The sequence below is a fragment of the Flavobacterium sp. 123 genome (assembly GCF_003634825.1).
In the GTDB taxonomy this organism is placed as follows: domain Bacteria; phylum Bacteroidota; class Bacteroidia; order Flavobacteriales; family Flavobacteriaceae; genus Flavobacterium.
In genome coordinates, this window is the sequence record NZ_RBXD01000001.1 from 2889445 (window position 1) to 2912353 (window position 22909).

Genomic DNA, 22909 nt, shown 5'->3' on the forward strand with positions numbered 1-22909 from the left:
ACACAATTAGTCAATTTAAAAATTCGTTAAATTTGAAATACAATCTTTCAAAATTTCGATCTTTAAATCTTTAAATTAAAAAAAATGAGCAAAGGACCGATCAGTCAGTTTATTGAAAAGCATTATTTGCATTTTAATTCTGCATCTTTAGTTGACGCCGCAAAGGCATACGAACAGCAATTAGCCAATGGTGCAAAAATGATGGTGAGCATGGCTGGTGCAATGAGTACTGCAGAAATTGGGAAGATTTTTGCGGAAATAATCCGTCAGGACAAAGTTCAAATTATTTCTTGTACAGGTGCAAATCTTGAAGAAGATATCATGAACCTAGTAGCGCATTCACATTACGAAAGAGTTCCTAATTACAGAGATTTAACGCCTCAAGACGAATGGGATTTATTAGAAAGAGGATTAAACCGAGTTACTGATACTTGTATTCCAGAACATGAAGCTTTCCGTCGTTTGCAAAAACACATTTACAAAATCTGGAAAGATGCAGACGACAAAGGAGAAAGATATTTTCCACATGAATTCATGTACAAAATGTTGCTTTCTGGAGTTCTTGAAGAATACTATGAAATTGATTTAAAAGACAGCTGGATGTATGCTGCTGCTGAGAAAAATTTACCTATAATTGTACCAGGATGGGAAGACAGTACAATGGGAAACATTTTTGCATCTTATGTTATTAAAGGTGATTTGAAAGCATCTACAATGAAATCAGGTATTGAATACATGGTTTTCCTTTCAGATTGGTATCCAAAAAACAGTGCAAACGGAGTTGGTTTTTTCCAAATTGGTGGAGGAATTGCTGGCGATTTTCCAATATGCGTTGTACCAATGTTATACCAAGATATGGAAATGCATGATATTCCTTTTTGGAGCTATTTCTGCCAAATTTCAGATTCAACAACCAGTTATGGTTCATACTCTGGAGCTGTGCCGAATGAAAAAATAACTTGGGGAAAACTAGATATAAAAACCCCTAAGTTCATTATTGAGTCTGACGCTACCATTGTGGCGCCTTTAATTTTCGCTTATTTATTAGATTTATAGAATAAAATTTATGAAAAGAGTAATTGTTGATTACGCAAAACTTACCAACGAGATTTTAAACCTTTTAGTAGAAAAATTTCCTGATGGTTATGATGATTCAGACATTATCCGTTTTAGAAATGCTAAAAACGAATTGATTGAAGCTGTTGAAGTACGAACTGAAGATACCATTTATTTGGTAAAAGTAAGTACAAAATTAGCCGATCGAATTGAAAACTACGATGATGATGAAATAATAGATGAAGTTGTAGTGCCTATCAAAGGTCTTGATTTAGATGATGATGACATTGACGATGGAGATGATGATGATGAAGCTATCGACAAACCAGACTCTGACGGAGATGACGACGATGATGACTCTGATGACAAAGAACCTTCAGACGAAGATGACGATGATGATGACGATGAAGATTAATACATCTTTCAAATAATAATTTCAAAAAGGAACTCTACAAACGAGTTCCTTTTTTTATACATTTAGTACACAATATATACGCCAAAATGACAACAGATATTTTACACGCCAAACTAAAAGAAAATTTTGGATTCGAAAAATTCAGACCCAATCAAGAAGCCATAATAAAAGGGATTTTATCCGGAGAAGACACATTAGCCATTATGCCTACTGGAGGAGGAAAATCAATTTGTTTCCAGCTTCCCGCCTTACTCTTTCCCGGAATAACAATTGTGATTTCTCCACTTATTGCCTTGATGAAAGACCAGGTTGACAGTTTAAAAGCAAATGGTATTCAAGCTTGTTTTATTAACAGCAGCCAAACGGAAACCGAACAACAATTTTACATTGAAAGCATAGTATCTAACAAAATAAAATTAGTCTATGTAGCTCCTGAAAGTCTATCCTATCTCGAAAATATTTTTAATACAATTACGGTTAGTCTTATCGCTATTGACGAAGCGCACTGCATTTCGGCTTGGGGACATGACTTCCGACCAGCATACACCAATTTAGGATATTTAAAAAACCGCTTCCCTTCTACTCCAATGTTAGCTTTAACTGCTACAGCTGATAAAGCTACACGTGAAGATATTAGCCAACAATTAAATCTAAAAAACCCGCAAATATTTATTAGTTCATTTGATAGAAAAAACTTAAGTCTAGAAGTGCGCCCCGCCTTAGATAGAGTCAAACAAATTATTGATTTTATCAAAGAAAAACCAAACGAATGCGGAATTGTATATTGTCTAAGTAGAAAAACAACCGAAGAACTTGCAGAAAAATTACAAAAAATAGGCATCAACGCTAAAGCTTATCATGCTGGTTTAAATTCTGAAATTCGTTCAAAAACACAAGATGAATTCATCAATGATGAATGCCAGGTGGTTTGTGCAACAATTGCTTTTGGAATGGGAATCGACAAATCAAATGTACGTTGGGTCATTCATTATAATTTACCAAAAAACATAGAAGGTTATTATCAAGAAATTGGGCGCGCAGGGCGAGATGGATTACCGTCAGAAACAATTCTTTTTGAAAGTTATGGTGATGTTATTCAATTGCAAAAATTTGCTTCCGAAGGTTTAAATTCAGAAGTACAATTAGCCAAACTCGAAAGAATGAAGCAATATGCCGATGCTTTAAGCTGCCGCAGAAAAATTTTGCTTTCGTATTTTGGAGAATTGGTTATGGAGAATTGCGGAAATTGTGATATTTGTAAAAACCCACCTGCTTTTTTTGATGGAACTGTTATTGCTCAAAAAGCCTTATCCGCTATTATTCGCTTACAAGAAAACGAACCGCTGGCTGTGATTATCGATTTTTTACGCGGGTCTAAAAATGCTTATATTTTTGAAAAAGAATATCAAAACCTAAAAACCTACGGTGTGGGAATCGAAATTTCTTGGTATGATTGGAATCAATATTTGATTCAGTTGATTAATTTAGGATATTGTGAAATTGCTTTTCATCAACAAAATAAAATTAAGCTAACGCCCTTTGCGAAAAAAGTTTTATTCGAAGGCGAAAAAGTACAGTTGACAACCGTTAAGAAAATAACTGTAGACCAATCCGAAGTAAAGGAAATCAAGAAAAAAACAGTTTCAAATTCTCTTTTTGAAACACTTCGAAAACTGCGTTATGAAATTGCAAAAGAAGAAAACATACCTGCTTATGTGATTTTTAGCGATGCAGCTTTACGCCAAATGGAAACAGAAAGACCTATGAGTGATGAAGAATTTCTTGCTATTGAAGGTGTTGGAAAAACTAAACTTGAAAACTATGGAGCCATTTTTATAAAAGCCATTATTGCTTTTCAAAAAGACAAACCAATCAAAAAGAAAAAAGAAGCAACTACTTATAAAGAAACGCTAATTCTGTTTCAAAATGGATTAACCGTAGAAGAAATTGCTTTGAAAAGAAATTTAGGAACTGCAACAATTATTTCGCATTTAGCCAAATTATATAGTGATGGAAATGAAATTGATTTAAGTAGTTTTGTTTCCGAAGATGAAATTTCAAAAATTAAGGAAGCACAAATTAAATTAGAATTCCCTAATGCTTTAAAACCCTACTTTGATTATTTAGAAGAACGTATTTCTTATGACAAAATCAGAATTGGGCTTGCAATCATTGAAAAAGAATACGAACAAAATCAACGCTAATATGATACGTTCTTTTTTACCAATTGTAAATTCAGACACTGAAATCTTAATTTTAGGAACAATGCCAGGCGTAGCATCGCTTTCAAAACAAGAGTATTATGGAAATCCAAAAAATCATTTCTGGAAAATAATATATTCTCTATATAGCACTTTACCAGTTTCAGAAGTTTTCGAAGAAAAAAAACAATTGATTTTGGCAAATAAAATTGGACTTTGGGATGTTTTAGAAAATTGTGAAAGAAAAGGCAGTTTAGATATTCATATCAAAAATCATAAAGAAAATGATTTTGAAATATTGTTTGAAAAATACCCTTCCATAAAGATGCTGATTTTTAATGGCAAAGAAAGTCACAAATACTTTCTAAAAAAATATGGGCCGCTAGAAGGAATCACTTATTGTGTTATGCCTTCTAGCAGCCCAGCTAATACTATGTCTTTTGAAAATAAGTTGAAAATTTGGTCCACTTGTTTTCAATAATCTATAAATATCTTTCTTGAAAAACTTTTTGGTGGTGTTTTTGATGACCAATAATTATAAAACCAATAGCCCGAACAGAAATCTCATTGTCAGAGGCAATTCCAATTCTTTTTAATTGATCTTCAGAAAAGCTTTTAAAAAGAAACAAATTTGAATGCCTAACCGCGGATAATTCCGTTAATAAATCTTGAATACCACGACTATTAGCATTTGTATTATCTACATAATGGTTTTCTTCAAAGCCAGGCAAAGGGGTTTTATCATTTCTTGAAATCCTCAAAGCTCGATAAGCAAAAATCCTTTCTGTATCAATTATATGCTGAATAATATCCTTAATCGTCCATTTCCCTTCCGCATACCGATAATCAAACTTATCCATCGGAATATTTTGTACAAACCGAATAAAATCGTGAAGACAAATTTCTAATTCCTCGATCAGCTCAACATTACCAGCTGCATTAATGTAGGTAGCATTAAAAGTTGAATATTCATTTACAGGCAATTGATCCGTTTTCATTTTTTTATAAATTAAGCTGAATTTCTACTTGCATTTGTATTACCAAAAAGAGAACGAGTAACTATTTTCTCATATACTTTAATTAACTCCTCATCTGGATTTTCTTCTTTGTTTAATTCATTAATTTTAGTTAATGCATATTGTTGTATTGTCAACAAAGGCAATACTATACGCTCTCTAATTTGAATTGAAGCTTTACCGTCAGGATAGTTTTCCATCAACTCTTTATGACCTGCTATTTTCAACAACAATCTTTTTGTTTCTAAAAATTCATCATAAATAATTTGCCAAAAAGCACCAAATTCAGGATCCTTACTCATGTAAGCTGTTAATGGAAAAAATGATTTTGCCAAAGACATCATACTATTTTCCAACAAAGTTTTAAAGAACAAAGAATGATCATACAACCCTTGAACTCTATCCCATTGATTTGTGTCTTCGAAATGTTTCAAAGCAGAACCAACTCCAAAAAATCCAGGTACATTTTGTTTCAATTGACTCCAAGATCCTACAAATGGAATAGCTCTTAAATCAGCAAAATCAAGCGTTTCAGATTTACTTCTTTTAGATGGGCGACTTCCAATATTAGTTTTAGCATAATATTTCAAAGTACTCATTTGCTCTAAATAAGGAATAAATTTCGGATGATTTTTAAAATTCAAATACTTGTTATATCCTAATTCTGCTAATTGATCTAAAATATTTTTATCATCAGCACTTAATTTATTTTGGGCTTTATTAAAAACTTGATTTGTAGCTCCTGCACTTAACAAGTTTTCTAAATTATAACGACAAGAATCTAAAGTACCAAAGTTCGAACTAATTGTTTGCCCTTGAACGGTAACTTGAATTTCATTGTTTTCAATATTTGGCCCTAATGAAGCGTAGAATTTATGTGTTTTTCCTCCACCACGAGCAGGAGGCCCACCTCTACCATCAAAGAAAATTGCTTTAACACCATATTTTCTGGAAATTTCAGTCAATTCTTCTTTTGCTTTGTAAATACTCCAGTTAGCCATCAAATATCCACCATCTTTAGTTCCATCTGAAAAACCAAGCATTATGGTTTGCTTCATATTTCTATCAACTAAATGACTCGCATACGCTGGATTTGTATACAATTTCTCCATTATTTCGTGAGCATTCTGTAAATCATCAACAGATTCAAAAAGCGGAATAATATCCACTGAAGGCGTTTCCCAATTACTCAATTTAAAAAGAGCAAAAGTCTCCATTACATTTAGAGCACTTTCATTATTACTAATAATATAACGATTAGCACCAGATTCACCATTCTTTTCTTGAATAGATTTAACCGCTTGAACGGATTCAATTGTAGATCGCGTCATTTCATTGTCAAAAACGTTCGGATCTAAATCCCCTTTAATTGTTGTCAATACTTCAAACTTCTCTGATTCTGTCAGTTCAAAATAATTCTTAGGGAAAATTGTTGAACCAGAATTTAAATAATAAGAAACAACATCATTAAATACCGCATCATGTATTTTACTGTTTTGACGAATATCTAAAGTAGCGAAGTGAAAACCAAACAAGTTAACTTTTATAAGCAAAGCCTCAATTTCATCAAAATACAGAGACTGATGTTGATCAACTACAATAGATTTTATTTTATTTAACTGCGATTTAAACTCTTCTAAAGTGATATAAATTTCACCTTTTGAATAAAACACAGAACGATATAATTTTTGTTCCAACTCAGAAACCAAAACATCTACACCTGGAAATGTCAACTTACGTTTCAAACTTCTCATTTCAAAGTAATAACATTTCAAGATTGATGTTCTTAAACGTTCTGCAACTTTTAATGTAATTTCAGTGGTAACAAATGGATTTCCATCACGATCTCCTCCTGGCCAGAAACCTAGTTTGATTAATTGATTTTGAATTGAATTACCATGAAATAAGTTCTTTTCAAGATAATGTACCATTTCACCTGCAGTTTCATAAAAAACATTTTCAAGATACCAAATCAGACTTACCGCTTCATCAAATGGATTTGGTTTTTCGTTTTGTATAAAAGGCGTTTTTCCTAATTGAGCCAATAATTGCTTAATATCAAGCAAATTATTTTTACGGATAGCATCTGTCAAATCATTTATAATTCCCAAAACTGAACCTGGGTAAAACTGAGTAGGATGAGCAGTCAAAACAGTTCTAACATTGAAATTTTCTAAAAAATCAATTAACTCTTCTTGATTATTTTTGGCATCTGCTTTTTCTTTAATATCTCGAAGCGACCCTCTACCTTCCATATTGTTAACCGCTGGAAAAGCTGCATCTTCAATAGCATCAAAAAGTACAATTTGGCGTTCTATATATTGAATAAAACGAAACATTAAATCTATCTTATCTGACTCAATATCTGTATGTAAATATTTCTGAGTAAAGAAATCAACAATTTCTCCAGGAGTTTCCTGTTTCTTAAAACCAGTTTCACAAACATCTGTAAACAAAGGAAGTAAAACTCCAGTATTATCTATAGAATCAAAAGGCAACGTGATAAACACACTGTTGTAAATATGATATTTAGAAAGAACGTCTTGGTTGAAACGTTCAAGTTTAGGAAGCGTATACATATTATTTATAGTTAGTTAAGTTAGTTTGTCATAAAAAAACCCCAAGAATCAACTTGAGGTTATATTTCATATAAGCATTCAAGGTTAATTACATATTTTTAAAAATAGTATGCATCAAACGCTTTTTATCATTTATACTTTCTTCAAGAGAAATCATAGTTTCAGTTCTATAAACACCGTCAATATCATCAATCATGAAAATTACATCTTTCGCATGTTTTGTATCTTTTGCTCTAATTTTACAAAAAATATTGAATTTTCCTGTAGTTACAGAAGCAACAGTTACGAATGGAATTTCGTTAATTCGCTCTAAAACAAATTTAGTTTGTGAAGTATTATTCAAGAAAACCCCAACGTAAGCGATAAAAGAATATCCTAGTTTATCATAATCAAGCACTAATGAAGAGCCCATTATAATTCCAGCATCTTCCATTTTTTTCACCCTAACGTGAACGGTTCCTGCAGAAATTAATAATTTTTTTGCAATATCCGTAAAAGGAACTCTTGTGTTGTCAATCAACATATCTAAAATCTGGTGATCTACTTCATCTAAACGAAACTTACTCATAATTCTTCAATTAATATTATTAATTATTATAACAAAGTATAAAAATATACATAAAAAATAAGAAATCGATAATTAAACTAACTTTTTATCAATCCATTAACAAATTCCTTAGTATTACCTAAATAAAAATTAGCTTTTTGATTTACTTTCGGAAGATTATCAAAATCATCTTTGTACAACTCTTCTTTAGCATCGTAAACAAGATGACCGAAATGATTTTCTAAATCTCCAATTTGTATAATGTAAGCATTAAAACAAATTTTACCATCAACCAATTCTTCTTTGTATTGTGCTGCAAAATTGGTGATTATTTCATTACCATCATAATTTATTTTGACATTTTTATACATTAAATCATAAAAAACGACTTTATTTTGTGAAATATTCAAATATTTACCAATTCCATTGCCAACTATATCGTTTTCGCTAAGTAACTCAAATCCTGAAACTAATGCTACAAAAACATATTTTCGCGTTTCTTCTCTTTCATAATCATCTTGAAAATGTCCAGCTTCAAATAAAACTGTAGGAACACCTAAATTCTGAAACGTATCCCCTATACAATTAATATTAAAGGAATCATCAAAACGCCCAACTTGATTTGGAATGTATTTTTGCAAAACTTCATTCATTCCAGCAATCAAATTAATTGCTTTCATTCTGGACTCATTAACTTCTCTTTCCTCATTGTAAGCAGGAGCTAAAAAAGATAATGTCGCAGGTTTTCCAGTATCACCTACGCCAAAAATAGTACGCTGATCATGTAAATTATAACAATAATCAGGTTTAAACGCTTCAAATGTTTCTCTCAACAACCTACTTTCTGGTTGTGTTAAGTTTTGCGAGTCTCTATTTAAGTCAATCTTATTTGCATTTTCTCGTGTATACAATTCTGCTCCATCAGGATTCAGCATTGGAATACAGCAAAAAGTAAATGTATTCAGCAATTGAAGTGCAAAACCAGAACCGCTATTCAAGACATTCAAAAAATCAAAAAGTCCTTTTGTAGTTGTACTTTCATTTCCATGCATTTGCGACCACATAAAAATTCTTATTTTACCTTGACCAATTTCGTATTTGTAAATTTGTTTTTCAAGCACTGATTTTCCAATAACTTGAACTTGATTATCAGTGTTAAATTTTTCCAACAAAGGTTCAATTGCTTCCAAAGTAATATAACGACCTTGAATGGATTGCTCCTTATATCTATTAAATAATTCTTCTAAATTCATATCTATTAAAATTGATTCACAAAAGTAAACATCTTTATATTTACAATTGTAATCTTATTTTTCATTAAATTTTATACTCTTGTAAACACTTTATAGCGGTACATTCCTTGACCGCTGAAATTCCTAATTAACAAATGTCACTTATTTTATTTTTATATTTTAAATATTTATTTATCAGTTATTTATAATAATTTACATAAACTTTTAAATTAATAAATAATTGCGCTGTATATGAATTTACACTTGTAATTTTGTGTGTTTGCTTTATTTTATTTACATTTGTAAACTAATTAATTTTAAAGTTAATTTACAATGGTAAACATAGAAGATTTTATAAAAAGACTGGAAATTATGCTTGATTATTACAATCTAAGCGCCTCCTCATTTGCTGATAAAATTGGCGTACAACGCTCCAGTTTATCTCATTTATTGTCCGGAAGAAACAAACCTAGTTTGGATTTTATACTCAAAATTTTAGCTGTTTTCCCCGATGTGGATTTGTATTGGATTTTGAATGGTAAAGGTAGTTTTCCGAAAAATGAGGATAATCCAACAAATGATAATGAAGAGTTATTAAAAGCTAAAATACCTACTCCATCAATAGTGGAAATGATTCCAGAAAATTTATTTTCTGAAATAACGAATTTGCCAAATATCGATTCAAAGGAAACAAAAAGTATTAGTACTCCAAAAAGTCCTTATTCAAGCGAAGTGGAAAAAATTGTATTCTTTTATAAGAATGGCACTTTCAAAGTTTTCAACCCTAATTAAAGATGAAATAAGTCTCCGTTATACTTTATATCCTTTGTCAGGGATTTTTCCTTCGACGCCTATGTAATGCTGTTTTAAAATACTCAAATCTGATTCTATGTCGCCTGTTGGCATTAATGGCGCTCCAAGATTTACTTCTTTATTTCCAAAATCAAAAGCAACTGGAATTATGGGCACATTAGCTTTTAAAGCAATGTAATAAAACCCAGTTTTTAATTCATTTACATATTTCCGAGTTCCTTCTGGAGCTACTGCTAAACGAAAAATTTCTTTTCTTTCAAAAATTGAAGCAATCGAATCAACTTTATTCAATCCTCCCGTTCGATCAAGAGGCTCTCCTCCCATATACCTGAAATAAAACCCAAAAGGAAAACGAAACAACTCTTTCTTACCTACCCAATTCATTTGTAGCTGTGTAATTCCTCTAGTAAAAATTCCTAAATAAAAGTCATGTGCGCTAGTATGTGGCATCACCATCATAACACATTTCTTTACATTAGGATCTATTGAACCTATAATTTTCCAGCCCATGATTCTGAAAAAAATCCACTGATAAATTTGTTTCTTCATTCTTTTACTATTTCTTACAAATTAAATAATTAATATCTTATTTTTGGGAAAAAGTGCACAATGTTTAAAAAAATATTTAGTTTTCTTATTCCTATAAAAATTTATCAAGCCAAATCTTCTTTAAGTAAATCAATTGAGATTACATGGGCTAATGGTGAATTGGTTTTAGATTCTGAGAATACTAATTACTCTTATGGAAGTTTACAACGTATTTTGAAAATTGGATTAAAAAACATTGGTTTTGACAAAATTGTCAATATGAAAGATGTCTTAGTCTTAGGAGTTGCGGGCGGAAGTGTCATCAAAACATTAGTTGACGACATCAATTATAAAGGAAAAATCACTGGCGTAGAGATTGATCCTGAAATAATCAAAATAGCAAATACCTATTTTAAATTAGATGAAATCAATAATCTAGAACTTGTAATTGAAGATGCGTTTGAATTTGTTTTGAAAACCAAAAAAAATTACGATCTAATCATAATTGATATTTTTCAAGATATATTTATGCCAAATTTTCTATTTGAAAAATTTTTCATAAACCGTATCTGTTATTTACTCAAAAGCAAAGGCTTTGTTCTGTTTAATACTATGATTTTAAACGAGCAGCAAGAACTTAGAAACAAAAAATATGTATCTGAGTTTTATGAAAATCAATTCCGAATTAAAACTATTCCAAGAATAGAAGTCCACAATGAATTGATTGTTATCGAAAAATTAGACTAGGATTTTGAATGTAGGAATAAAGCTTTTTTACCAAAGTATTTTATCAAATTAACACGCAAATTCATCCAAAAAATGCAATTATTTTTGTATCTTGTAGTCAATCTCTAGAGAATTCACAAAATGAAGGCAATTATAAAAAAACTGCTTTTGGGAAAAACCACTAAAGCAGAAAAACCAGAGTTCAATCCGATTGAAAAACGAATTCAAAACATCAAATCAATCTGGAATAACGACCATCAAGACGATAATGGTTTAGAAAAAATTGTCCGTTTAATATTATCCTCTTCGCAATTATTATTTCCTGGAATTTATATCAAATATTTTGCTCGCAAAAAAGGAATTGAATATCAGGATTTAGCTTTAGATTTTTATGTCTTGCTAAAGGTGATTTTTCCAATTTTGATATTAACTAATGGATGGCAAAATCACTATTGGTTAATTTGTATTCTGATTTATGTTTTCTTAGAAACTATTTTTTATATCCCAACCTTAATTTTCGCGTCTGATTTATTTTCAAAACCACGATCTTACAGAAGGTCTATGTTATTGCTGTTTTTTAATTATTTAGAAATTGCCTTTGCTTACGCCGTTTTTTATTCTTGTGACCACTATTTAAACAAACCTTTCGCACATTGGTTTGACGCTATATATTTTAGCTTAGTCACCTCTTCCTCGATTGGATACGGCGATTTTTATCCTGTAACTGTTATCGGTAAATTTTTAGTAAGCACACAAGCTTTATTATTCTTGTTCTTCATTGTCCTTTTCTTGAATTTTTTCTCCACCAAAATAAAAGCTAAAGGCTATTTTGATCATGAAAACCAAAATCAGTTATAGCATCTTTCTTGCTTTTTCTAAATCTTCGGGAGTATCAATTCCAATACCAACATGCGAGGTTTCGACCATTTTGATACGTTTACCAAATTCTAAATAACGCAATTGTTCTAGTTTTTCGGATGCCTCCAATGATTTCATTGGTAAACTATAAAAATCCAACAACGCTTGCTTGCGGAAGGCATAAATACCAATGTGCTGCATATAGCGAACGCCTACATTTTTCTCCCTTGGATAGGGAATCACCGAACGCGAAAAGTACAAGGCAAATCCGTTTTGATCCACCACAACTTTTACATTATTTGGATTATTGATTTCAGCTTCATCTGTAATTTCTCGCATCAAAGAAGCTAAATCAACTTGTTTCGTAGTATCATTTCTAAAAACCTCAATTACTTTTGCCAAAGGTGCTGCATCTATAAAAGGTTCGTCTCCTTGTACATTAATTACAATATCCACATCCAGATTTTCAACAGCTTCAGCAATTCTGTCACTTCCTGATTCATGCGCTTTGATGCTTCGAATAGCTTTGCCACCATTAGAAACTATTTCGTCATAAATTAAATCTGAATCGGTCACCACAAAAACATCATCAAATAACTGGGTGTTAATGGCTGCTTCATAAGTTTTTAAAATTACCGTTTTACCTCCTAAATCCTGCATCAATTTAGCGGGAAATCGTGTAGAAGCGTAACGTGCTGGAATGACTGCTATTATTTTCATTGTAATATTGAATTTGCTTTGAAGCTAATTTATATGTTTTTTATTAAGATTTATAATTTAAATACAACTGAAACTTATTTATTAAAAAAACTACATAATCTTCACTGAAGTCATGCTTAATGAACCTCCTAATAATTTATCGTTAAATAAACTAAGTTCTTCTTTTTTATCCTTTAACCCTAAGGTATAAATCAATGGTAAATAATGTTCTGGTGTTGGAATCGCTAGTTGAAACGCTCTGCTTTGAGTTTCGAAATCAATCAAAGGTTGAAAATTTCCATCTAATAAATAATTATTTACCTTTTCTCTGATTTCAATTGCCCAATCATAACCGTAATCGTCTTTTTCAAAATTTTGAAAATCTACTAATCTCAAATTATGAATAATGTTTCCGCTACCCACGATTAAGATTCCTTTATGACGCAAATCGCTTAATTTTTGAGCTAATTCAAAATGATATTGTGCTGATTTTGTATAATCAATACTCAACTGAATTACAGGAACATTGGCCTCAGGATATAAATGTTTAATTACACTCCAAGCGCCATGATCAAGTCCCCAATGTTCGTCTAATTCAACGTCAACAGTTTGTAATAATTGTTTGGTTTCTAAAGCTAATTCAGGACTTCCTTTGGCAGGATATTGCACATCAAATAGCGCTTGTGGAAATCCACCGAAATCGTGAATCGTTCTTGGCATTTCCATAGCGGTTACTTTTGTTCCGTTTGTAAACCAGTGTGCTGAAATACACAAAATGGCATTAGGTTGCGGTAAAGTTTTAGCCAAATTTCTAAAACCAGTCACAAACTGATTTTCTTCAATGGCATTCATAGGACTTCCGTGTCCTAAAAATAAAACAGGCATTTTTTCGGTATTAGAGAAAATTCCGGAAATTTTATGTAAATCGCTTAAAGTGTTCATAATAAATATGTTTTGTTTAATCTTGATTATCCTTTCGTTCTATCAAATCCCAAAGATTGCCGTAAACATCAGCAAAAACGGCAACTTTTCCATACGCTTCCAAAATTGGTTCTCTAATAATCTCAACTTGATTGTCCAGTAAATTTTGATAATCTCTTTCAAAATTATCAGTATTCAAAAATAGAAATACGCGGCCTCCCGTTTGATTTCCTACTCTATTTAATTGTTCGTCATTTACTGCTTTTGCCAATAACAAACTGAACCCAATTGCACCTTTTGGCGCAACCAAAACCCATCGCTTTGTATCATGTAGAAAAGTATCTTCAATTAAATCAAAATGTAATTTTTGAGTATAAAATGCAATTGCTTCATCATAATCAGCAACAACCAAAGCAATATGTGCTATTCTTTGTTTCATTATTCATTAAATTTACTCCACGAAATTCTCGTCTTTAAAACCTATCAAATATAATTTATTTTTTGCTCGTGTCATAGCCGTATATAACCACCGAATGTAATCTCTGTTGATACCGTCAGGCAAATAAGGTTGTTCTATAAAAACCGTATTCCATTGACCACCTTGTGACTTATGACAGGTTATTGCATATGAAAATTTAACCTGCAAGCCATTGAAATAGTCGTTGTTTTTTACTTTCTGAAATTGCTTGAATTTGGTTTCTCCTTCATAATCCTTCAGAACTTCCTGATACAATCGGTTGGATTCTTCATAGGTTAATGATGGAGATTCACTTTTTATAGTATCTAATAACAAAACCGTTTCAAACGGAATTTGATTGGGGTAATCAATCATTCGGATTTTTACTTTCGCAAATTTAAAACTGTATAATTCTTGAATGCTGAAAATTTCTAATATTTCGATAATATCACCATTGGCAATAAAACCAGCTTCGTCGGAATCTTTCAACCAAAAATAATTGTTCTTGACTACCATCAAAAAATCGCCAGTAGATAATTCACTTTCTTTATCCAATATTTTCGTTCGGATTTGCTCATTGTATTGGTTTGCCCTTTTATTGGAACGCACAATAAAAGCCGTATCTTCAATACTATAATTACTATATGCTGAGTTTATTGCATCTTGAATATCATAGCCATCAACCAAGCGAACGATATCCTTAAATTTTTTTACATCAAATTGGAATTCTGTGATAAAAGAATCTTTTAATAACTCTCTAAGTTCTGTAGCATTGTGCAAAATCCCAGAGCTTTCCTCCTGCCGCATAACTTCGTCAAGTTCTATATGCTCCACTTCTTTATCATAATTTACACACAGTGTTTGTATGTCTAATGCAGGGCTGATATCTAAATTTACGGGTGGCAATTGTGCTGTATCTCCAAGTAAAATCATTTTACAATTCGTTCCTGAATACACGTATGAAATCAAATCATCTAGCAAAGAGCCATTTTCATATAATTTAGAATCCGAATTTGTATCCGAAATCATCGAGGCTTCATCTACTATAAAAATGGTGTTTTTATGCTTGTTTTGTTGCAATGTAAACGAAACTCCTCCTCCAGAGGATTTCTTTGGAAAATATATTTTTTTATGAATTGTAAAAGCTGGTTTATTCGAATAATTAGCAATTACCTTCGCTGCACGTCCAGTTGGCGCAAGCAAAACATATTTTTTATTAATATCGATTAGATTATTTACAATCGTCGAAATAACGGTTGTTTTTCCAGTTCCAGCATATCCTTTCAGCACAAAAATGGTGTTGTTTTCTTTTTCTGTCAAAAAAATTGCAATTTTTTGAAAAAAAATATCCTGTTTATAGGTTGGCTGAAAAGGAAACTTTTTTTGTAAAAGACTATAAAACAGGGAGGAATTCATTTCGTGTTATTTGACTGCAAAGTAAAGAATGTTTTTTCAATTTCAATGACAATAGCAATTTCAATTTTCAATTACTGCTATTGATTTTTGCCATTGCAACTGTTATTAATTTTTAAATTTGTAAGTTTGCGATGTAGAAAAAAAACAATATGAGTACCAATATAGCCGAGAAAAAATACAAAAAACTGTCTATTCAAGTTTCCTTGACAGGTCTATCTTTTTGTTGTTTTGATACGCTGAACAATACGGTTAGCTCTTTTAACGAAGTCCATTTTGACACGTTTCACAAATCAACAAAAATAGAAGATTTATTTGCTGATGCTTTCAGAGATTTTCCAGAATTAAAAGATTCTTACGATGAAATTCTGGTGATTCACAATAATAATCTATCAACTTTTGTCCCAACGACACTTTTTGACGAAAACTTTCTTGGTAGTTATTTACAATATAACACCAAGGTTTTTGAAACAGATTTCTTTGCTTTTGATGAAATTCAGAATTACGAAATGAACACTGTTTATATTCCTTATGTAAATATCAATAATTTCTTCATTGATCAGTTTGGTACTTTTGATTACAAACATGCGAATAGTATTTTAGTTTCTAAATTATTAATTGCTTCAAAAAATAAGGATGACAAAAAAATGTTTGTTCATATTAATTCTGGTCATTTTGAAATAATTGTAGTTCAAAATCAAAAATTATTACTTTTCAATTCATTTGATTATAATACTCCCGAAGATTTCTTGTACTATATTTTATTTACTGCGGAGCAATTAAGTATGAATCCTGAAAATTTTAGTTTGGAATTAATTGGAAAAATTGATGCCGAAAGTGATTATTTCAAAATAGCATATAAATACATTCGCGATGTCTCTCTTATTGATGTAGAGGATTTTCGAGGAAACAATTATTTTTCTGAGGCCGAAAACAGAAATCATTTTATACTTTTCAACTCATGAGAATTATTTCAGGAAAATACAAAGGAAGACGCATTTTTCCTCCAAAAGGACTTCCCGTTCGACCTACAACTGATATGTCTAAAGAAGCACTATTTAATGTTTTGAATAATCATTTCAATTTTGATGGCTTAAAAATATTAGATTTATTCGCAGGAACTGGAAATATTAGTTTTGAATTTGCCTCTCGTGGTTGTACTCCTATTACTTCTGTAGATGCTGATTTTGGTTGTGTAAAATTCATCAAGCAAATTGCTAGTGAATATGATTTTAATATTGCTGCCACAAAAAGTGATGTATTTTCTTTTTTAGAAAGAAACAACACTACCTACGATATTATTTTTGCAGATCCTCCTTATGGCTTAGACCAAAAGACATTTGAAAAAGTAGTCACTACCGTTTTTGAAAAAAACCTACTGCAAGAAGATGGAATGATGATTATCGAACATTCTAAATATACCAAAATGGACCATTTGAGTAATTTCTCATTTCAAAAAAGTTATGGTGGCTCCTTTTTTAGTTTCTTCGAAATTGGGAAATCCACAGATGAAGAAATGGATGAGGAAGACTCGCTTTTGGACTCCGAAGAAGAATAGTACCTAAATAAATCTAGCTAGATTAAAAAAAATAACCAAAAATTCGCAAATTTTAAAATAGATTTAAATTTGCGAATTTTCGGTTTAATAAAAAATGCAGACCTATAAGCCGGATTCTGTCCCCGATAAATCGGAGCCTTATCATTTATCTAGACTTACAATTACTCATAAGTTCAAGCTATCTACCCTTCAACAACGGACGAGAAGCCCTTAAATGCTGATATACTTGATATTTCACCGCATAGAGTTTACCTGGTTTCACTACAGCATTACCTGTACATACTTTCTGTTGCACTTGTCCTGAATTGATTGCAATTGATTGCGCAATCCGACGGGAGTTACCCGCTATGCTTCTCTATGGTGTCCGGACTTTCCTCCCTTCGCAAAAAGCGAACGACGATAAGGCGGTCTGCGGGGCAAAACTACAACTTTAATCAGTGGTTGTCAAGATTAGCGTAATTACTTTAACAAGTCTTTCACAATGAATTGAAAATAAAATAGTTACCTTTAGTAAAAACAATTAATCATGAAACCAGCCTACCATTACACCACCGTCTTAGAAGCATTAGATGATTTGAAGAAAAAAGGTTTTACCTATGATTTTAATATTCATTCAGAAGATATTGTAGCAAATCCTCATGAATTTGAAGTGCTTCATGTATATCGTTATGATGGAGATACAGATCCTGATGAAGAATCAGTAGTGTATGGAATAAATTCAATATCAGGAGAAAAAGGCGTTTTTGTCGCTGGATTTTCAGCAAATTCAGATAATGAAGCGGCTTCTATATTAGCAAAATTATGCATTGAAGGCGGAGACAATCAATGCATAATTTAATTCTTATTATGAGATATATTCTAAATTTATTATAATTAAGAACTTTTATCTCTTCTTAATTACAAAAATATTTATGAATAAAATTATCTGGAAATTTCCTTTAGAATAAATTACAAAATCTTCAATATTTAAATTTTTACATCTTTAAATTAAAACCTATATTTGCTTTCGAATAAAATTTTTATGGAACAATTTATTGTATCGGCTCGTAAATATCGTCCTCAAACATTTAAAGATGTTGTAGGGCAAAAAGCGATTACAAATACTTTACTAAACGCCATAGAAAACAATCACTTAGCCTCTGCATTATTATTTACTGGACCTCGTGGTGTAGGAAAAACAACTTGTGCCCGAATTCTAGCTCGAAAAATTAACCAACCCGGCTACGATGATCCCAATGAAGATTTTGCTTTTAATGTTTTCGAATTAGACGCTGCTTCAAACAATTCAGTTGATGATATTCGAAATTTAATTGATCAAGTTCGAATTCCGCCACAAACTGGGCAATACAAAGTATATATAATTGACGAGGTACATATGTTATCTTCGGCGGCATTTAATGCTTTTCTAAAAACCTTAGAAGAGCCACCAAAGCATGCTATTTTTATATTGGCTACGACCGAAAAACATAAAATTATTCCAACGATACTGTCTCGTTGTCAAATATTTGATTTCAAAAGAATAACGGTTAAAGATGCTAAAGAACATCTTGCTGATGTAGCTACAAGCCAAGGCGTAAATTTTGAAGACGATGCTTTGCATATTATCGCTCAAAAAGCGGATGGTGCTATGCGTGATGCTTTATCTATTTTTGATAGAGTTGTTTCCTATTGCGGAACAAATCTTACTCGTCAGGCAGTTACAGAAAACCTAAATGTTCTGGATTATGAAACCTATATTAAGGTAACTGATTTAGTTCTTGAAAATAAAATTCCTGAGTTGTTAATGGTTTTTAATGACATTCTTTCTAAAGGATTTGATGCACATCATTTTGTTTCGGGATTAGCCTCTCATTTTAGAGATTTATTGGTTTCAAAAACGCCTTCAACTTTATCTTTGTTAGAAGTTGGAGAACAAGCACAACAAATGTATGGGGTTCAAGCCCAAAAATGCAGTCAAGACTTTTTATTAAAGGGAATCGAAATTGCTAATGATTGTGATTTGAAATACAAAGTCAGTCAAAACCAGCGTTTACTTGTTGAACTTTGCTTAATGCAGTTAGCCTCTATCTCTTTTGATGGAGAAAAAAAAAAGTTGATCAATTTATAATTCCACCTACTTATTTCAGAAAAAATGATTATTCGATAACAGTACAAACTAAAGCTGTAGAATCGATTAATGTTGTTCAGCCAACAGAAACGGTTAAGGAAAAAGAACCTGAAAGTATAGTTGTTCCTCAAACAATAGCTCCTCAAGCCATAAAAATTGATATTCCACTATCAAATGAACCTAAAGTTTCGGCTTTATCGTTATCAAGTATTCGTGCAAAAAAAGCATTAGAAGAAAACAATAAATCATTTGTTAAGGAAGTGGTTCATTTACCAACAGAATCTTTTACTGAGACAGAAATGTTATTGCAATGGAATAAATATGCGCAGCGTTTAGGGGATAAAGGATATCGGATTATGGAATCCTTATTGCTTATCAATGATCCCGTTTTGAACGGAACTGCTATCAGTATTGAATTGCCAAATGAAGGCTCAAAACTTGATTTTGAAAAAGAAATAAATGGGCTTTTAGGCCATCTAAAAGGACATTTGCACAATCACGATATTACAATTGAAGTAATTGTCAACGAAAGTTTCGAGAGCAAAAGAACCTTTAACGATCAGGACCGATACAATAGGTTGCACCAAATAAATCCAAACATTGAGTTGTTAAGAACTACTTTTGGATTGGATTTGAATGCATAAATAGTATTAAAAAAATCAATTATCTTCCCTCTAATTCTCTAATTTCAATTCTTTAAATAAATTTAAAATCTATCTTTTAGATTTTTCCGTAATACATCGCTTTTACAATACCATCGGCTAAACCTATTTTTGGCACATAAATATTTCTAGCTCCACTCCATTTCATTGCGTTCAAATAAATTCGGGTAGCTGGGATGATTACGTCGGCACGGTCAGAATTTAATCCTAATTCCGAAATTCTTTGTTCGTATGTTAATGAATTTAAAAATGAATATTGTGAATTAATATAAATATAAGACAATGGTTTTTCTTGTTGTTTTCCAGACATTTTGAATAATTTATTAATATTCCCTCCAGAACCAATAAGTGTTACTTCATCATAATCTTTAGTATTTGTTTTGATCCATTTCTCGATTTCATCCCAAACAACATCGCACACCATATCATTAAGCAATCGAACAGTACCTGCTTTGAAAGATCTAGAATTAATCATTTTACCATTAGAAAACAAAGTAAATTCAGTACTACCACCACCAACATCTACAAAAAGATATGTTTTTTCTGTTTTCAACAAATGGTGTAAATCCGTTGAAGCAATTATCGCAGCTTCTTTTTTACCATCGATAATTTCAATTTTTATATCTGCTTTTTTCTTAATAATCGAAACAACCTCTTTGCCATTATAAGCTTCCCGCATTGCCGAAGTTGCAAAAGCCATGTATCGCTCTACTTTGTGAACTTTCATCAAAAGATTAAAAGCTTTCATAGCATCACACATTCTTTCAATGTTTTCCTGAGAAATTTCACCCACTGTAAAAGCATCTTGTCCTAAACGAATTGGGACACGAACTAAGGAACTTTTGCTAAATTGAGTTTCTTTTCCATCTTGCTCAACGATATTCGCGATCAGCAAACGCATGGCGTTAGACCCGATATCAATTGCAGCATATTTTTTTATTTTTATCATTTAAATGATGATTCGTTGGTTTGTTAATTCTTTAAATTAGGAACTTTAGTTTTATAGAATAACAAACAATTATATATCCTCTAATGCTAGTTTGTTTTGATGATACTTATAGGTCTCTAATTGCGCTCTAAAAACAGGATTATCTCCACTTTCTCTATATTTATTATCTAGCTTATAAGAATGATATCTAGCTTTTACATTTCCTTTCCAACCTATATCAAAAATATCTATTAATTCTTGTTTAATATCTTCGTCATAAATTGGACAAGAAACTTCTACTCTTCCATCAATATTTCTAGTCATAATATCTGCTGATGAAATATAAATTTCGGGTTGCCCTGCATTACCAAAAATATAAATTCTAGAATGTTCTAAATAATTATCTACAATACTTATAGCTTCAATATTTTCGCTCATTCCAGGAATTCCGGGAATTAAAGAACATATTCCTCTTACTTCAAGTTGGATTTTCACTCCCGCTCTACTTGCTTCATATAGTTTATCAATCATATCAAAGTCAGACAAACTATTCATCTTTAACTTCATATACGTCGTTTTTCCTACCAATGCATGCGCCGTTTCTCTTTCTATCATTTTATAGAAACGAGTTCGCGTATAATGAGGAGAAACTATAAGATGTTTGTAACGATGAACTCTATAGTTGATTTCGAAAAATTCAAAAATTTTAGAAATGTCTTTTAAAATTTTTTGGTGACACGTAAAAAGTGTTACATCCGTATAAAATTTTGCAGTTGTTTCATTGAAATTTCCTGACGAAATAATTCCGTAGCGTTTTACTTTTTTATCTTCAATTCGTTCAATCACACAAATTTTACTATGTACTTTCAGTCCTTTTATTCCAAAAATAAGTTCAATTCCTTCTGTTTGCATTTGCTCCGCATAAGAAATATTACTTGCTTCATCAAAACGAGCTTGTAATTCAATTTGAACCGTTACTTTTTTTCCGTTTTTTGCAGCGTTTATTAATGAACTGATAATCTGCGAATTTTTAGCTAATCTATATAATGTAATCTTTATTGAAGTCACTTTTGGATCTAATGCTGCCTCTCGTAAAAACTTAATAACATAAGCATACGATTGGTATGGCGCATGAATCATATAATCCTTTAAAGCGATTTTTTTCATGATATTTTCATCCAAACTCAAACCTGGGATTTGTAGCGGTGGATTACTTTTATAAAGCAAATCAAAACGTCCCAAATTCGGAAAGTCCATATAATCCCTTCTATTATGGTATCTACCACCTGGAATTATACTATCAGTCGAGTCAATTTTCATATTTGAAAGAAAATATTTCAAAGTATCCTTTCCAATAGATTGATCATAAATGAAACGTACTGGTTCTCCAATTCTTCGGTCTTTTACACTAGTTGCAATTTTTTCGAGCATACTTTTACTCAAATCACTATCAATGTCTAGTTGTGCATCTCTGGTGATTTTGATCATATGAGCAGAAACACTTTCGTAGTCAAAAATGTCAAAAATCTTATTTAAATTAAAACGAATCACATCATCTAACATGATAACATATTGTTTCTCATTATTTGATGGTAGCACTACGAATCGATTAATTGTTTTTGGGATTTCAATTACTGCATAGCGAACTTCTGATTTTTGCTTTGGTGAATTAGCAGATTGTTCTTTATTCTTATTATTCATAACTAATTTCACTGCCAAATATCCTATAGTATCTTTCAATACTGGAAATTGTGCCAAATCATTAAGAATAATAGTTACTAATTCAGGGCTTACCTTTTGAACAAAAAAGTCTTTTATAAATTCTTCTTGTTCTGGAGAAACATTCGTTTCATCTATGGTAAAAATATTTTCAGTTTCAAGTTTAGCCTCAATATCATTCAATATTTGCAAACTTTCTGTTTGTTGATCAATAACAATATCTGTAATATCATTCAGTAATTGTTGGGCTGAAATACCACCTAGATATTTTTCTCCAGATATTCCTGTCAAACTTAATCTTCTAATGGCTGCAAAGCGAACTCTAAAAAACTCATCTAAATTATTCGAAAAAATTCCTAAAAAACGCAACCTGTCTAAAAGTGGTACCGACTCATCTGCAGCTTCTTGAAGTACTCTATCATTAAAAGACAACCAACTTTTTTCTCTATCAATATATTTTTGTTCTAACACTAT

The 22909-nt window shown here is 31.4% G+C and carries 23 protein-coding genes and 1 other RNA gene; 12 read left to right on the forward strand and 12 right to left on the reverse strand.

Annotation, left to right across the window (positions count from 1 at the left end; genetic code table 11):
* Positions 1-84: 84 nt before the first annotated feature.
* The 4 genes from C8C88_RS12715 (at position 85) to C8C88_RS12730 (ending at position 4153) form a co-directional block, all read left to right on the forward strand.
* Positions 85-1056 (forward strand): deoxyhypusine synthase family protein, encoded by a 972-nt coding sequence (locus C8C88_RS12715; protein ID WP_121338478.1) that lies wholly within the window; start codon positions 85-87, stop codon positions 1054-1056.
* Positions 1057-1066: 10 nt separating this feature from the next.
* A complete protein-coding gene (locus tag C8C88_RS12720) occupies positions 1067-1471 on the forward strand; it encodes a DNA primase (RefSeq protein WP_121338479.1) in 405 nt (134 codons plus the stop codon).
* Positions 1472-1557: 86 nt separating this feature from the next.
* Positions 1558-3675, forward strand: a complete 2118-nt coding sequence (recQ, locus tag C8C88_RS12725) for a DNA helicase RecQ (RefSeq protein ID WP_121338480.1) — start codon at positions 1558-1560, stop codon at positions 3673-3675.
* Position 3676: 1 nt separating this feature from the next.
* Positions 3677-4153 carry a DNA-deoxyinosine glycosylase gene (locus tag C8C88_RS12730; RefSeq protein ID WP_121338675.1) on the forward strand — a complete coding sequence of 159 codons (477 nt, stop codon included), beginning with the start codon at positions 3677-3679 and terminating at the stop codon, positions 4151-4153.
* Position 4154: 1 nt separating this feature from the next.
* Here C8C88_RS12730 and C8C88_RS12735 read toward each other — a convergent pair whose 3' ends face one another.
* From C8C88_RS12735 to C8C88_RS12750, 4 genes are all read right to left on the reverse strand, one after another.
* On the reverse strand, positions 4155-4670 hold the full coding sequence (locus tag C8C88_RS12735) for a DinB family protein (protein WP_121338481.1): 516 nt from the start codon (positions 4668-4670) through the stop codon (positions 4155-4157).
* A gap of 11 nt (positions 4671-4681) precedes the next feature.
* Positions 4682-7267 (reverse strand): phosphoenolpyruvate carboxylase, encoded by a 2586-nt coding sequence (locus C8C88_RS12740; RefSeq protein ID WP_121338482.1) that lies wholly within the window; start codon positions 7265-7267, stop codon positions 4682-4684.
* An 88-nt stretch (positions 7268-7355) separates the two neighbouring features.
* Positions 7356-7835: an Lrp/AsnC family transcriptional regulator gene (locus C8C88_RS12745; RefSeq protein ID WP_072943262.1), complete on the reverse strand. Its 480-nt coding sequence runs from the start codon at positions 7833-7835 to the stop codon at positions 7356-7358.
* Between the two features lie 77 nt (positions 7836-7912).
* On the reverse strand, positions 7913-9067 hold the full coding sequence (locus C8C88_RS12750; RefSeq protein WP_121338483.1) for a M14 metallopeptidase family protein: 1155 nt from the start codon (positions 9065-9067) through the stop codon (positions 7913-7915).
* A 312-nt stretch (positions 9068-9379) separates the two neighbouring features.
* On the opposite strand from C8C88_RS12750, the gene C8C88_RS12755 reads away from it, so the two are divergent.
* Positions 9380-9838 carry a helix-turn-helix transcriptional regulator gene (locus C8C88_RS12755; protein WP_121338484.1) on the forward strand — a complete coding sequence of 153 codons (459 nt, stop codon included), beginning with the start codon at positions 9380-9382 and terminating at the stop codon, positions 9836-9838.
* A gap of 18 nt (positions 9839-9856) precedes the next feature.
* Here C8C88_RS12755 and C8C88_RS12760 read toward each other — a convergent pair whose 3' ends face one another.
* Positions 9857-10408 carry a 1-acyl-sn-glycerol-3-phosphate acyltransferase gene (locus C8C88_RS12760; RefSeq protein WP_121338485.1) on the reverse strand — a complete coding sequence of 184 codons (552 nt, stop codon included), beginning with the start codon at positions 10406-10408 and terminating at the stop codon, positions 9857-9859.
* Between the two features lie 60 nt (positions 10409-10468).
* On the opposite strand from C8C88_RS12760, the gene C8C88_RS12765 reads away from it, so the two are divergent.
* Together C8C88_RS12765 and C8C88_RS12770 are read left to right on the forward strand one after the other, a co-directional pair.
* On the forward strand, positions 10469-11134 hold the full coding sequence (locus C8C88_RS12765) for a spermidine synthase (protein ID WP_121338486.1): 666 nt from the start codon (positions 10469-10471) through the stop codon (positions 11132-11134).
* Positions 11135-11254: 120 nt separating this feature from the next.
* Complete coding sequence (locus C8C88_RS12770; protein ID WP_121338487.1) at positions 11255-11971, forward strand: potassium channel family protein; 717 nt, start codon at positions 11255-11257, stop codon at positions 11969-11971.
* On the opposite strand, the gene kdsB is transcribed toward C8C88_RS12770, so the two are convergent.
* The 4 genes from kdsB to C8C88_RS12790 all read right to left on the reverse strand — a co-directional run bounded on the left by kdsB (position 11966) and on the right by C8C88_RS12790 (position 15464).
* Entirely contained in the window at positions 11966-12691 is a 726-nt protein-coding gene (gene kdsB / locus C8C88_RS12775; protein ID WP_121338488.1) for a 3-deoxy-manno-octulosonate cytidylyltransferase, read from the reverse strand. The genes C8C88_RS12770 and kdsB overlap by 6 nt on opposite strands.
* Before the next feature lie 90 nt (positions 12692-12781).
* Positions 12782-13612: a 4,5-DOPA dioxygenase extradiol gene (gene ygiD / locus C8C88_RS12780; RefSeq protein WP_121338489.1), complete on the reverse strand. Its 831-nt coding sequence runs from the start codon at positions 13610-13612 to the stop codon at positions 12782-12784.
* A gap of 16 nt (positions 13613-13628) precedes the next feature.
* Complete coding sequence (locus C8C88_RS12785) at positions 13629-14030, reverse strand: VOC family protein (RefSeq protein ID WP_121338490.1); 402 nt, start codon at positions 14028-14030, stop codon at positions 13629-13631.
* Positions 14031-14042: 12 nt separating this feature from the next.
* Positions 14043-15464 carry an ATP-dependent RecD-like DNA helicase gene (locus C8C88_RS12790; RefSeq protein ID WP_121338491.1) on the reverse strand — a complete coding sequence of 474 codons (1422 nt, stop codon included), beginning with the start codon at positions 15462-15464 and terminating at the stop codon, positions 14043-14045.
* Between the two features lie 149 nt (positions 15465-15613).
* Between C8C88_RS12790 and C8C88_RS12795 the strand changes: the two genes are divergently transcribed.
* Positions 15614-16426 (forward strand): DUF3822 family protein, encoded by an 813-nt coding sequence (locus C8C88_RS12795; RefSeq protein ID WP_121338492.1) that lies wholly within the window; start codon positions 15614-15616, stop codon positions 16424-16426.
* Positions 16423-17019, forward strand: a complete 597-nt coding sequence (locus C8C88_RS12800; RefSeq protein WP_121338493.1) for an RsmD family RNA methyltransferase — start codon at positions 16423-16425, stop codon at positions 17017-17019. Before C8C88_RS12795 ends, C8C88_RS12800 begins: the two co-directional genes overlap by 4 nt.
* A gap of 89 nt (positions 17020-17108) precedes the next feature.
* Here C8C88_RS12800 and rnpB read toward each other — a convergent pair.
* Positions 17109-17435, reverse strand: an RNA gene (gene rnpB, locus C8C88_RS12805) — RNase P RNA component class A.
* Positions 17436-17545: 110 nt separating this feature from the next.
* On the opposite strand from rnpB, the gene C8C88_RS12810 reads away from it, so the two are divergent.
* The 3 genes from C8C88_RS12810 to C8C88_RS12820 all read left to right on the forward strand — a co-directional run bounded on the left by C8C88_RS12810 (position 17546) and on the right by C8C88_RS12820 (position 19770).
* A complete protein-coding gene (locus C8C88_RS12810) occupies positions 17546-17857 on the forward strand; it encodes a hypothetical protein (protein WP_121338494.1) in 312 nt (103 codons plus the stop codon).
* 183 nt (positions 17858-18040) lie between these two features.
* On the forward strand, positions 18041-19126 hold the full coding sequence (gene dnaX, locus C8C88_RS12815; RefSeq protein ID WP_121338495.1) for a DNA polymerase III subunit gamma/tau: 1086 nt from the start codon (positions 18041-18043) through the stop codon (positions 19124-19126).
* Positions 19127-19386: 260 nt separating this feature from the next.
* Complete coding sequence (locus tag C8C88_RS12820; protein WP_233549340.1) at positions 19387-19770, forward strand: DNA polymerase III; 384 nt, start codon at positions 19387-19389, stop codon at positions 19768-19770.
* Between the two features lie 76 nt (positions 19771-19846).
* On the opposite strand, the gene C8C88_RS12825 is transcribed toward C8C88_RS12820, so the two are convergent.
* Together C8C88_RS12825 and ppk1 are read right to left on the reverse strand one after the other, a co-directional pair.
* Positions 19847-20737, reverse strand: a complete 891-nt coding sequence (locus C8C88_RS12825) for a Ppx/GppA phosphatase family protein (RefSeq protein ID WP_121338497.1) — start codon at positions 20735-20737, stop codon at positions 19847-19849.
* A gap of 69 nt (positions 20738-20806) precedes the next feature.
* Positions 20807-22906 carry a polyphosphate kinase 1 gene (gene ppk1, locus C8C88_RS12830; protein WP_121338498.1) on the reverse strand — a complete coding sequence of 700 codons (2100 nt, stop codon included), beginning with the start codon at positions 22904-22906 and terminating at the stop codon, positions 20807-20809.
* Positions 22907-22909 lie beyond the last annotated feature (3 nt).